The following is a 12,042-nucleotide window of genomic DNA, read 5'->3' on the forward strand; positions in this document are numbered from 1 at the left end:
ATGGACACCCCCGAGACCTGGCCGGCGCACCGTAAGGGGAACCTGGTCCGCCCGTACACCCTGACGTCGGGACGGACCGACACCAACGTCGACCTTCCCCTCGAAGCGCCGATTCAGGCGCTGCAGGCCGGGCTGGCGCACCGGTGGCCGCCCAACGACGCGAGAGGCAGAATCATCCAACTGTGCGTCGAGCACCCGTCGGTCGCCGAAATCTCGGCCCGCCTGGACCTTCCGCTCGGCGTCGCGCGCGTCCTGGTCGGAGATCTGGTGCTGTCCGGCTACCTTCGGGTGCACAAGACGTTGTCCGAGCGCTCGAGCAGGGATGAGCGCTCCGAACTCATAGGAAGGACACTGCGTGGCTTACGCGCACTCTGAGGTGCAGCCCGACTCCGGCGCCCACGCGTCGACGAAGATCGTGATCGCCGGCGGGTTCGGGGCCGGCAAGACCACCTTCGTCGGGGCGGTGTCGGAGATCATGCCGCTGCGCACCGAGGCGATGCTCACCGACGCCTCGGCCGGCGTCGACGCGCTGGAGGCCACCCCGGACAAGCGGACCACCACCGTCGCGATGGATTTCGGGCGGATCACCCTGGCCGAAGACCTGGTGCTCTACCTGTTCGGCACGCCGGGGCAGCGCCGCTTCTGGTTCATGTGGGACGACCTGGTGCGCGGCGCGATCGGCGCGGTCGTGCTGGTCGACTGCCGGCGCCTGCAGGACAGCTTCGCCGCCGTCGACTTCTTCGAGCACCGCAACCTGCCGTTTCTGGTCGCGGTCAACGAGTTCGACGGCGCTCCCCGCTACCCGGTCGCCGAGGTGCGCGAGGCGCTGACCCTGCCGCCGCATATCCCGGTGATCACCGTCGACGCCAGGGATCGCCGGTCGGCGACCGATGCCCTGATCGCGGTCAGCGAATACGCCCTGGCCAGCCTGTCGGCCAATTGACCGCCCCGTGGGTCGACCGAGAATTCGAGGGCCACGACTTCACTGACGACGACCTCAGCCGGTTGCGGACCGAGCGGGTGGTGTTCACCGAGTGCAACTTCAGCGGTGCCAACCTGGCCGAGTCGCAGCACCGCGGCTCGGCGTTTCGCAACTGCACGTTCCGCCGGACGTCGTTGTGGCACAGCACCTTTTCCCAGTGTTCGATGCTCGGGTCGGTGTTCGTCGAGTGCCGGCTGCGGCCGATCACGTTCGACGAGGTGGACTTCACGCTGGCCGTGCTCGGCGGCATCGACCTGCGCGGCGTCGACCTGAGCGGCTGCCGGCTGCGCGAGGCCGGCCTGGTGGAGGCCGACCTGCGCAAGGCGGTGCTGCGCGGCGCGGACCTGGGGGGCGCGCGCACCGCCGGCGCCCGATTGGACGACGCCGACCTGCGCGGGGCGGCCGTGGATCCCGCGTTGTGGACGACGGCCGCGCTAGCCGGCGCCCGCGTCGACGTGGACCAGGCCGTGGCCTTCGCGCTCGCCCACGGGCTGCGGCTGGACGCGGGGCTCGACGGCTGAGCCATCAGCGGCTGATCGCTCAGCGGGTGAGCCGGATGCGCCACCGCACCAGCGCGGCGTAGCCGACCGTGAGCACCGCGAGCATGGCCATGTCGAACAGCCAGGCCGCCGGCGTGTGCTGGAAGTGGCTGTCCCGCGGGCTCTGCGGGCCGGGTGACACCGTCCACAGGTCGACCGTCGACCCCTGCGCCGCGTACCCCCACCGCGAGGGCACCAGCCAGGACAGCTGATCGAGGAAGATCCGGTGGGTGACCGGCACCATGCCGCCGGAGAGCACCATCTGCATCATCAGCGACACCACCAGCAGCGGCATGATCTGCTCATGGGACCGCGCCAGCGCCGAGAGCAGCAGGCCCAGCATGGCCGACGCCACGCACGTCGCCGCGACCCCGGCGAACAGCTCGAGCGTGGCCGCGAAACTGGAATGCCCCAGCAGCACCGCCGGCCGCGTCGGCGGGCCCTTGCCCAGCACCACGATCGCCGTGGCGATGGCCGCCTGGATGACCGCGAACGTGCAGAACACCGCGACCTTGGCCAGCAGGTACGCCGTGCTGGACAGGCCGACCGCCTGTTCGCGCCGGAAGATCGGCCGCTCGCCGATCAGGTCGCGGATGGTCAGCGCGGTGCCCATGAACGCCGCCGCCATGGTGAGCAGGGTCAGGATCATCCCCGCCTCGCCGGCCGACTCGCTGACCGGATCGGCGTAGCCGAACCCGACGCTGCCGGGGACCGTCAACGACAGCGCTCCCATCACGAACGGCAGCACCGCCAGGAAGGCGAAGTAGGCCCGGTCGGCGACCACCAGCCGGACCTGGCGGCGGGCGATCGTGGAGAACTGGTGGGGCTTGCTGGTGTGCGCCGGGGTGCCCAGCTCGGCCGGCGCCTCGGTCCGGGTGGGCGGCGGCGGCCTGTTCTGCGCGAGGAAGCGGCGGTTGGCCTCGTCGGGATCGGCGCCCACCTTGGCGAAGATGTGCGCCCAGTTGGTGGTGCCCATGGCCGCGCCGATCTGGCCGGGCGGGCCCAGGTACGCCGTCTTGCCGCCGGGCGCCATCAGCAGCACCTGGTCGCAGACGTCGAGGTAGGTCAGCGAGTGGGTGACCACCAGCACGACGCGGCCGGCGTCGGCGAGCTGTCGCAGCATGGTCATGACCTGTAGATCCAGCGCTGGATCCAGCCCGGAGGTCGGCTCGTCGAGGATCAGTAGCGACGGACCGGTCAGCAGCTCCAGCGCGACCGAGGCGCGTTTGCGCTGGCCGCCGGACAGGTTGTCCACCCGGGTGTCCGCGTGCTCGGTCAGGCCCAGCTCGTCGAGGACCTGGGCGACGACCTGTTCGCGGTCGGCCTTGCTGGTGTCGGGCGGCAGGCGCAGCTCGGCGGCGTAGCCGAGGGCCTGGCTGACGGTGAGCTGGCGGTGCACGACGTCGTCCTGCGGGACCATGCCGATCCTGGTGCGCAGGGACGCGTATTCGGTGTGGATGTCGTGGCCCTCGAAGGTGACCGTTCCCGACGACGGGGTGGCGTACCCGGCGATCAGCCGCGACAGCGTGGTCTTGCCCGCACCCGACCCGCCGATCAGCGCGGTGAGCGTGCCCGGCCGCGCGACCAGCGAGATCCGCTCCAGCAGGTTCTTGCCGTCGACGCCGAAGTTGACCTCGCGCACCTCCAGGCCGCCGGCGCGGGTGGCCGCCTCCTGGCGGCGAACCAGCACGCCGTCGTGGAAGACCAGGTCGACGTTGCCGATCGTCACCACGTCGCCGTCGGACAGTGCCGCCGAGCCGACCTTGACGCCGTTGACGAAGGTGCCGTTGCTGCTGTTCGCGTCGCGGATCTCCGCACCCGTCGGCGTCGGCGTCAGGAAGGCGTGATGGCGCGAGGCCAGCACGTCGTGGATGACGATGTCGTTGTTGAGCGCGCGGCCGATCGAGGCGCCGCGCGCCTGCGGCGGCGGCCGGTCCGATGGCGGTCCCGGGACGCCGACCCGCGTGGTCGGGAAATCCCCCACGTCGTTGCTGCGGCCGGTCCGGGTCGGCGGATCGTACGCGGCGGCCGGCGGCCCGGGCGGCGGTGCGCCGCGCAGCGGGCCCCGCTGTCGGAAGGGCCGCGACGGCGGCGGGGCGAGTGGCCGCGGGGGAGGTGCGAGGGGCCGGGGCGCGGTGGCCGCGGGCGGAAGCGACCCGACGCTGCCGGTGTGCTGGCCCACCTCGAAGGTGATCCGCGGGCCGTCGGGCTTGCCGATGTTGATGGTCTGGCCGTCGTGGATGTCGACGACCGGCACCCGCTGGCCGTCGAGGTAGACCCCGTTGAGCGTGTTGTTGTCGAGCGCGAGCCACCGCCCCCGATCGAAGCGCAGCAGCACGTGCGCGCGGGCGATCAACGGATGGGCGACGCGCAGGTCGGCACGCAGGTCGCTGCCGACGACCACGTCGCGGCCGGCGGCGAAGCTACCTTCGGCGCGGTCAGCTCGAGCCGTCAGCACGGGCTGCGCAGGTCGAGTCATCACATCCAGATTAGGGGTCGTTGGCCGCGGCCCGGCCTCAGCGTTTCAGCCGAATGTGCCAGCGGACGAAGCCGGTGTAGCCGATCGACAGCGCCGCGAGCATCAGCATGTCGAACACGAAAATGTGTTTGGAGTGCTGCCAGATCGGGTCGTTGGTCGGGATCTGCTTGACCTTGACCAGCGATGGGAAGTCGATCGAGGAGGCGCCCGCGGCGTAGCCCCACCGGGCGGGCGTCAGCCACGCCATCTGCTCGAGGCCGATGCGCTGATAGACCGGGATCATGCCGCTGGAGAACACCAGCTGCGACATGATCGACACCACCAGCAGCGGCATGATCTGTTCGTTGGACTGGGCCAGCGCCGACAGCAGCAGGCCCAGCATGGCCGAGGCCACACAGGTGCCGGCGACGGTGACGAACAGCGAGAAGGTGGAGTTGCCGAAGAACTGGGGATGCGCCGTCGGCGCGCCCTTGCCCAGCCGCACGATAATCGTGGCGATCGCCGCCTGTGCCGTCGCGAAGACGCAGAACACCGCGATCTTGGCCAGCAGGTAGGCGGTGGTGGACAGGCCGACGGCCTGCTCGCGTCGGAAGATCGGGCGCTCGCCGATCAGATCACGAATGGTCAGCGCGGTGCCCATGAACACCGCGCCGATGTTGAGCAGCACCATGATGTACTGCGGCTGCGTCGGCGCGGGGCCCAAGGGGTCGGCCGGGCCGAGGCCGGGGTGGGGGCCCTTCACCGTCAGCGACAACGCGCCGATGAGGAACGGCAGGACCGCCAGGAAGATGGTGTAACCGCGGTCGGACACGACCAGCCGAACCTGGCGGCGGGCGATCGTGGACAGCTGCCGGAACAGGTTGGTCTGGGGCGGTTCGCCCAGATCGGCCGGGCTCTCCGGGGTCGGTGGCTGCGACGACTGCTGGTTGCGCTCCTTGAAGCGGCGGTTGGCCTCGTCCGGGTCGGCGCCCACCTTGGCGAAGATGTCGGCCCAGTTGCGGGTCCCCATGGCGGACTCGACCTGGTCCGGCGGCCCGCAGAACGCGGTCTTGCCGCCGGGTGCGACCAGCAGGATCTGATCGCAGACGTCGAGGTAGGACACCGAGTGGGTCACCACCAAGACCGTGCGGCCGGCGTCGGCCAGCTGGCGCAGCATCAGCATGACCTGGCGGTCCAGCGCCGGGTCCAGACCCGACGTCGGCTCGTCGAGCAGCAGCAGCGACGGCTGGGTGAGCAGTTCGAGGGCGACGGAGGCGCGCTTGCGCTGGCCGCCGGAGAGCTTGTCGACCCGGGTGTCGGCGTGCTGGGTCATGTCGAGTTCTTCGAGCACCTGCGCGACGATGCGGGCCCGCTCCTGTTTGCTGGTGTCGGGCGGCAGGCGCAGCTCGGCGGCGTAGTTCAGCGCCTGGTTGACCGTGAGCTGGCGGTGCACCACGTCGTCCTGCGGGACCATGCCGATCCTGCTGCGCATCGAGGCGTACTCGGTGTGAATGTTGTGGCCCTCGAAGGTCACGGTGCCCGACGTCGGGCTGGTGTAGCCGACGATCAGCCGCGACAGCGTGGTCTTGCCCGCGCCCGAACCGCCGATGATGGCGGTCAGCGTCCCGGGCCGCGCGGTCAGCGAGATGTGGTCGAGCAGCTGCTTGCCGTGGTCGACGGTGTAGCAGACGGAGTTGACCTCCAGGCCGCCGCTGCGGGTGGCGGCCTCGGTGCGTCGGACCAGGTTGTCGCCGGTGAACACCAGGTCGACGTTGCCGATGGTGACGACGTCGCCCTCGGTCAGCACCGCCGAGCCGACCCGAACGCCGTTGACGAACGTCCCGTTCACGCTGTGCGCGTCGCGGATCTCGGTGCCCAGCGGCGTCTGGATCAGGAAGGCGTGGTGGCGCGAGGCCAGCACGTCCTGGATGACGATGTCGTTGTCGGTGGCGCGGCCGATGGTTTGCGAGCCGGCGGGCTTCTGGATGGCGCCGGATCGCGACGGCATCAGCGCCTGGAACATCTTCGTGGCCAGGTTCGCGACCTCGGGCGGCTTCGCGGAGGCGGGGGCCATCTGGGTGTGCGGGCTCCCGACGGCGGGCATTTGCGCGATCGGCGGGGCGGCGTGCGGCGAGTGCGGCGCGGCCGGCGGGAACGCGGGCGGGCGGCCACCGCCGCCGCCGTACACGGCGGGCGGGTGCTGCCGCTGCACGGGTGCGGGCTGCGGGCGTCGCGGCGGCGCCGCCCAGTTGGGCGTGCGGCCGGGCGGGGGCGGGGGTGGCGCGGCGGCCGGGGGGGCCGGCTGCGCCGACCAGGCCGGTGCCTGGGGCGGTGCCGCGACCGGGATGTTCATCGACTCGGTGCGGGGCGGACGCCCGGCCATGCCCTGGTGGCGGCCGACGTCGAACGTCAGCAGCGGCCCGTCCGGGTTGCCGATGTTGAGGGTCTGCCCGTCGTGGATCTCGACCACCGGCACCCGCCGGCCGTTGACGAAAGTGCCGTTGAGCGAACCGTTGTCGATCGCCAGCCACTTGCCCTGGTCGAAGCGCAGCAGCAGGTGGGCACGCGAAATCAGCGGGTGGGTGATACGCATGTCCGCTCGCAGATCGCGCCCGACTACTACATCGTGGCCCGCTGCGAAGGTGCGTTCCGATCCTTCGTGATGGACGGTTAGCGCTGGCGGGGCTGGTGCTGACATCGCCACAACTGTAGCTTGCGCCCCTGTGGATTACCGGGGAGCGCCCGCTGCCACATCGGGCGCGCCGGTGACCACGCAGTGCGTCCGGGTGTAGATCGTGGGCATGCACTGATTGCAGTGCGTGCACGCCGAATGCACCTGGTGCCGGGCGCCATCAGCGGCGATCCGGTTGATCAGATCCGGTTCGGCCAGCAGCGCGCGGGCCATGGCGACGAATTCGAATCCCTCCGCCATCGCCAGGTCCATCGTCTCCCGGTTGGTGATGCCACCGAGCAGGATCAGCGGCATCTTCAGCTCGTTGCGGAACAGCTTGGCGTCGCGCAACAGATATGCCTCGCGGTACGGGTATTCGCGCAGGAATTTCTTGCCCGTCATGCGCATGCCCCAGCTCAGCGGCGGCTTGAATGCGCCGGCGAACTCCTTGAGCGGCGCGTTGCCGCGGAACAGGTACATCGGGTTGACCAGCGAGCTGCCCGCGGTGAGTTCGATCGCGTCCAGGCCGCCGTCTTCCTCGAGCCACTTGGCTGTCCTCAGCGACTCCTCCGTGCTGATGCCGCCGCGAACCCCGTCGGCCATGTTCAGCTTGGCGGTCACCGCGATGGGCGTGCCCTCCTTTTCCACCGCGCGCCGAACGGCCATCACCATGCCGCGGGCGACCTTGGCCCGGTTTTCCAGCGATCCGCCGAACTCGTCGTCGCGGCGGTTGATCAGCGGGGACAGGAACGAGCTCGCCAAATAATTGTGGCCCAGGTGGATTTCGACGGCATCGAAGCCGGCCTCGATGGCCAGGCGGGCGGCGTTGGCGTGCCCGGCGATCACCTCGTCGAGGTCTTCACGCGTCGCCTTCTTGGCGAATCGCATCCCGATCGGGTTGAAGAACCGCACCGGCGCCAGCGCCTTGGCCTTGTTGGACTTGGCGTTGGCCACCGGGCCGGCGTGGCCGATCTGCGCGCTGACCGCAGCGCCCTCGGCGTGGACCGCGTCGGTGAGCCGTCGGAACCCGGGCACGGCCTCCGGCCGCATCCAGATGCCGTTGCCCTCGGTGCGCCCGCCGGGGGAGACGGCGCAGTAGGCGACCGTCGTCATGCCGACCCCGCCGGCGGCGGGCAGCCGGTGGTATTCGATGAGGTCGTCGGTCACCAGCGCCTCGGGCGTGCGCGCCTCGAAGGTGGCGGACTTGATGGTGCGGTTACGCAGCGTTATCGGCCCGAGCTTCGCGGGGCTGAACACGTCCGGCGGGGTTGACATACCGGGAGCCTAATGGCGATCGCGAGCGCGGCGAAGCCGGGCGTGGCGGGTCGCCATCATCGATGTCTAATGGTGATCGCGAGCGCGGCGAAGCCGGGCGTGGCGGGTCGCCATCACCGATGTCTGCCAGACTGTCAGCGTGGGAGCAATCACGCTGGACGGCAAGGCCACCCGCGACGAGATCTTCGTCGACCTCAAACAGCGGGTGACCGCTTTGACCGCCTCGGGCCGCACCCCCGGGCTGGGCACCATCCTGGTGGGCGACGACCCCGGCTCCCAGGCGTATGTGCGGGGCAAGCACGCCGACTGCGCCAAGGTCGGCATCACCTCGATCCGCCGCGACCTGCCCGCCGACATCAGCACCGACACGCTCAACGACACCATCGACGAGCTCAACGCCAACCCGGATTGCACCGGTTACATCGTGCAGTTGCCGCTGCCCAAGCACCTGGACGAGAACGCGGCGCTGGAGCGGGTCGACCCCAACAAGGACGCCGACGGGCTGCACCCCACCAACCTGGGCCGGCTGGTGCTCAACAACCCGGCCCCGCTGCCGTGCACCCCGCGCGGCATCGTGCACCTGTTGCGCCGCTACGACGTCGAGATCGCCGGGGCGCACGTGGTCGTCATCGGCCGCGGCGTCACCGTCGGCCGCCCGCTCGGCCTGCTGCTGACCCGACGCTCCGAGAACGCCACGGTGACGTTGTGCCACACCGGAACTCGCGACCTGCCCGCCCTGACCAGGCAGGCCGACGTCATCGTCGCCGCCGTCGGGGTGCCGCACATGGTGACCGCCGACATGGTGCGCCCCGGTGCCGCGGTGCTCGACGTCGGCGTCAGCCGGGTGGACGGCAAGCTCGCCGGCGACGTGCATCCCGACGTGTGGGAGGTGGCCGGCCACATGTCGCCGAATCCCGGTGGGGTGGGCCCGCTGACCCGCGCGTTCCTGCTGACCAACGTCGTCGAACTGGCCGAGCGGGGATGACCGCGCGGACCGTGCTGCGGGCCCAGTGGCCAATTCTGTTGGTGGGCCTGATCTTTGCGACGGCCCTGGCCTTGGTGGGTGCCAACTTCTGGCGTCGCGGTTCGTTGTTGATCGGCATCGGTGTCGGCGTCGCGGCGCTGCTGCGGTTGCTGCTGTCCGAGGACCGGGCCGGCCTTCTGGTGGTGCGCGGCAAGGGAATCGACTTCATGACCACCGCGGCGGTCGGGGCGGCGATGTTCTATATCGCGTGGACCATCGACCCGCTGGGCACCCGCTAGTACCTCGGCAGCGCCGGAACCTGCCCGGGCATCGCGGGGAGCTGGCCCGCCATCCCGGGAATCTGGCCCGTCATCCCGGGAATCTGACCCGTCATGCCCGGGATCTGGCCCGGCATTCCCGGCGGCATGGCCCCGGACAGGTTGCCGTTGGCGATGTTCGCCATCTCCTGGGGGCAATACGTCTGGATTGCGATCGTGGTGAACATGCGGGCCATCGTGGGCGACATGCCGCGGCCGGCGACGCTGGACGCGGCCGCCGCGAAATTGCCGCCCGGCTGCGACAGCATCGGGCAGATCGACTCGCCGACGGACATCGCGTTACCGGGCTCGCCGAAGTCGATGCCGGCGTGGTTGAGCGCGTCGATGAAGTCGTCGCCGTTGCCCTCCGCACCGGCCGGCGCCGCGAACGCCGAGGCCACGGTCAGCAGGCCGGCGGCCGCGGCCAGCAGGCGGATGGTGAAGGGCTGATGGCGAAAGACCCAGATCCATTGATGAGTTCGTGCAAGTGCCTTCACGCCAGCCTCCCCGTCCGCCATGGAGTGCGTCTGAGGCACACTCGAATCACGCCTACGAACTCTGGGCCATCACTGTCACGTTTGCGACACGGTGGGGTAAAGGTTCGCACAATAAGCGTTTCGTGAGGTCGCGACCGGCGCGGCGTCGGTTATTACGCGGCCCGATTGCGCAAGGCCACTCGGCAGATCGACGCCACACTGTGATGTAACACGGGCGGCGACACCGGACTTGCGGGCGGGAGATGAACCAGAATCCGCCCCATGACGACCCGCCCGACCCACCACGAGATCTCGCGTCAGACGTTTCTTCGCGGCGCCGTCGGAATGTTGGCGACGGGAGCGGTGTTCGGCACCGCCCCGGCGGCCGCGGACCCCGCGGGCTGGGGCGGCCTTGCCTCCTCGATCGGCGGCAGCGTGCTGTTACCGGCCAACGGCGCCCAATTCTCCGCCGGCAAGCAGGTTTTCAACTCGTTCTACAACGGCTCCAATCCAGCTGCGGTAGTTCGGGTTTCGTCGCAGGCCGACGTGCAGAAGGCCGTCGCGTTCGCGAAGGTCAACAACCTCAAGGTCGCACCGCGCGGCGGGGGTCATTCGTACGTCGGTGCGTCCAGCGCCAACGGCACCATGGTGCTCGATCTGCGCGGCCTGCCCGGCGGGGCGAACTTCGACGGCAACAACGTCACGGTGACCCCGGCGACCGATCTGTATGCCGTACACCAGGCCCTGGCCGGCGCGGGCCGCGCCGTTCCCGTCGGCACCTGTCCCACCGTCGGCATGGCGGGGCTCGCGTTGGGCGGCGGGGTGGGCGCCGACGCCCGGCGCGCCGGGCTCACCTGCGACGCGCTGCAATCCGCGACCGTGGTGTTGCCCAGCGGCGACGTGGTCACCGCGTCGGCCAACGACAACCCGGATCTGTTCTGGGCCTTGCGCGGTGGCGGCGGCGGCAACTTCGGGGTGACCACCGCGATGACCTTCGCGACCTTCGCCACCGCGGACAGCGACCTGGTCCGGCTGGACTTCCCACCGTCGTCGGCGGTGCAGGTGCTCACCGGCTGGCAATCCTGGCTGGCCGGCGCGGACCGCAACACCTGGGGGATGGTTGATCTGTCGGTCGGCTCGGCGCAGGCGAATTGCCATGTGCTGGCGACGTCTCCGGCCGGGAGCGGCTCCGGTGTGGCCGACACCCTCAAATCCGCGGTTGGGCTGGCGCCCACCGCCGTAACCAATAAGACGCTGAGCCACATGGACCTGGTGACCTATCTGGCCGGTGGCGGCGCGACCAGCCCGGCGCGCGGCTTCGTGGCCGGTTCGGATGTGATCGGGCCGATGACTTCCGCTGCGGCCCATGCCATTGCGACCGCGGCCGGGCAGTGGCCGGCCTCCGGCGCGGGTCAGGCCTCGGTGCTGATCGATCCGCTGGGCGGCGCGGTCGCCGACGTCGCGCCGGGCGACACCGCGTTTCCGTGGCGCACTCAGTCCGCGGTGGTGCAGTGGTACGTCGAGCCCGCCGCCAACCAGGTAGCCGCCGCCAGCACCTGGGTGGGCGCCGCGCATCAAGCGGTACAACAGTTCTCGGTCGGCGGCTACGTCAACTACCTGGAGGCCAATACCGCGCCGTCGCGCTACTACGGCCAAAACCTGTCGCGGCTGGCGACCGTCCGGCAGAAGTACGACCCCAACCGGCTGATGTTCTCGGGACTTGACTTTTAGCGAGATTAATTGCGCGAGTGTGAATCTATGGCGATTTCTCGGCCGATTTTTGTCGGTGGGTGCCGTTAGTTTGGCGGTGTGAGTGATGAGCAGGATGTCGAGGCGGCGTTCGACGCGCTCGATGCCGCCTGGGATCGCGTGTGCGCGCTGAACCTCGATGCCCTGAAGCCCCGGCAACAGCTGGCGGTGTTGGCGCGCTGCGAAAAGCAGCGCCGACGCATCCCAGCCGTCGAGCACCCCGTGATCAATGCCCTGGCCCGCCAAGCACCCTCGGTCGAACTCGGCGCCACGGTGGTCCACGCCATCGCCGAGGCGACCCTGATCAGCCGCGCCGAAGCCGCCCGCCGCCTCAACGAGGCACGCGATTTGGGCCCGCGCCACGGCCTGACCGGCGAACCGCTGGGCCCGATGCTGCCCGCCACCGCCGCCGGACAACGCCGGGGCGAGCTGGGCGCGGGCCAGGTGGCGGTGATCCGCAAGTTCTATCACCAGCTGCCCGGCTGGATCGACGCCGCCACCCGCGAGCGGGCCGAAGCGCGATTGGCCGCCGAAGGCAGCCGGTTTCGCCCCGAACAACTCGCCGGGCTGGCCCGCACCCTGGCCGACTGCCTCAACCCCGACGGCACCTA

11 protein-coding genes are annotated in these 12,042 nt (G+C 70.2%); 7 read left to right on the forward strand and 4 right to left on the reverse strand.

What is annotated here, in order from left to right:
- The 3 genes from A5622_RS24750 to A5622_RS24760 are packed head-to-tail and all read left to right on the forward strand — an operon-like array spanning position 1 to position 1,503.
- Positions 1-375, forward strand: coding sequence for a DUF742 domain-containing protein (locus A5622_RS24750; protein ID WP_066872185.1), 375 nt, complete (start codon positions 1-3; stop codon positions 373-375).
- Positions 356-943 carry an ATP/GTP-binding protein gene (locus A5622_RS24755; protein ID WP_066872187.1) on the forward strand — a complete coding sequence of 196 codons (588 nt, stop codon included), beginning with the start codon at positions 356-358 and terminating at the stop codon, positions 941-943. The genes A5622_RS24750 and A5622_RS24755 overlap by 20 nt, the downstream gene beginning before the upstream one ends.
- Complete coding sequence (locus tag A5622_RS24760) at positions 940-1,503, forward strand: pentapeptide repeat-containing protein (protein ID WP_066881811.1); 564 nt, start codon at positions 940-942, stop codon at positions 1,501-1,503. Before A5622_RS24755 ends, A5622_RS24760 begins: the two co-directional genes overlap by 4 nt.
- Before the next feature lie 19 nt (positions 1,504-1,522).
- On the opposite strand, the gene A5622_RS24765 is transcribed toward A5622_RS24760, so the two are convergent.
- The 3 genes from A5622_RS24765 to A5622_RS24775 are packed head-to-tail and all read right to left on the reverse strand — an operon-like array spanning position 1,523 to position 7,925.
- Entirely contained in the window at positions 1,523-4,000 is a 2,478-nt protein-coding gene (locus A5622_RS24765) for an ATP-binding cassette domain-containing protein (protein ID WP_066881813.1), read from the reverse strand.
- Positions 4,001-4,037: 37 nt separating this feature from the next.
- The gene (locus A5622_RS24770) at positions 4,038-6,677 is read right to left on the reverse strand and encodes an FHA domain-containing protein (RefSeq protein WP_082994687.1); all 2,640 of its coding nucleotides are present in this window, start codon (positions 6,675-6,677) and stop codon (positions 4,038-4,040) included.
- Between the two features lie 30 nt (positions 6,678-6,707).
- Positions 6,708-7,925 (reverse strand): NADH:flavin oxidoreductase, encoded by a 1,218-nt coding sequence (locus tag A5622_RS24775; protein WP_066881817.1) that lies wholly within the window; start codon positions 7,923-7,925, stop codon positions 6,708-6,710.
- A gap of 139 nt (positions 7,926-8,064) precedes the next feature.
- Here A5622_RS24775 and A5622_RS24780 point away from each other — a divergent pair, with 139 nt between their 5' ends.
- Complete coding sequence (locus tag A5622_RS24780; RefSeq protein WP_066872123.1) at positions 8,065-8,910, forward strand: bifunctional methylenetetrahydrofolate dehydrogenase/methenyltetrahydrofolate cyclohydrolase; 846 nt, start codon at positions 8,065-8,067, stop codon at positions 8,908-8,910.
- Entirely contained in the window at positions 8,907-9,188 is a 282-nt protein-coding gene (locus A5622_RS24785) for a DUF3017 domain-containing protein (protein WP_066872126.1), read from the forward strand. Before A5622_RS24780 ends, A5622_RS24785 begins: the two co-directional genes overlap by 4 nt.
- On the opposite strand, the gene A5622_RS24790 is transcribed toward A5622_RS24785, so the two are convergent.
- Positions 9,185-9,703: a DUF732 domain-containing protein gene (locus A5622_RS24790; RefSeq protein WP_066872132.1), complete on the reverse strand. Its 519-nt coding sequence runs from the start codon at positions 9,701-9,703 to the stop codon at positions 9,185-9,187. The two genes, A5622_RS24785 and A5622_RS24790, sit on opposite strands and share 4 nt — an antisense overlap.
- A gap of 261 nt (positions 9,704-9,964) precedes the next feature.
- Here A5622_RS24790 and A5622_RS24795 point away from each other — a divergent pair, with 261 nt between their 5' ends.
- Together A5622_RS24795 and A5622_RS24800 are read left to right on the forward strand one after the other, a co-directional pair.
- Positions 9,965-11,413: an FAD-binding oxidoreductase gene (locus A5622_RS24795; RefSeq protein WP_066881819.1), complete on the forward strand. Its 1,449-nt coding sequence runs from the start codon at positions 9,965-9,967 to the stop codon at positions 11,411-11,413.
- Between the two features lie 78 nt (positions 11,414-11,491).
- On the forward strand, positions 11,492-12,042 hold a 551-nt coding region (locus A5622_RS24800; RefSeq protein WP_156753082.1), incomplete at its 3' end, for a DUF222 domain-containing protein.

This window comes from Mycobacterium sp. 1245801.1, from assembly GCF_001673055.1.
Lineage (GTDB): Bacteria > Actinomycetota > Actinomycetes > Mycobacteriales > Mycobacteriaceae > Mycobacterium > Mycobacterium europaeum_A.

Bases quoted from the DNA above. Each gene is read 5' to 3' on its own strand.
- A5622_RS24765 (WP_066881813.1), bottom strand. From the start codon at position 4,000: ATGACTCGACCTGCGCAGCCCGTGCTGACGGCTCGAGCTGACCGCGCC.
- A5622_RS24750 (WP_066872185.1), top strand. From the start codon at position 1: ATGGACACCCCCGAGACCTGGCCGGCGCACCGTAAGGGGAACCTGGTC.
- A5622_RS24785 (WP_066872126.1), top strand. From the start codon at position 8,907: ATGACCGCGCGGACCGTGCTGCGGGCCCAGTGGCCAATTCTGTTGGTG.
- A5622_RS24795 (WP_066881819.1), top strand. From the start codon at position 9,965: ATGACGACCCGCCCGACCCACCACGAGATCTCGCGTCAGACGTTTCTT.
- A5622_RS24770 (WP_082994687.1), bottom strand. From the start codon at position 6,677: ATGTCAGCACCAGCCCCGCCAGCGCTAACCGTCCATCACGAAGGATCG.
- A5622_RS24775 (WP_066881817.1), bottom strand. From the start codon at position 7,925: ATGTCAACCCCGCCGGACGTGTTCAGCCCCGCGAAGCTCGGGCCGATA.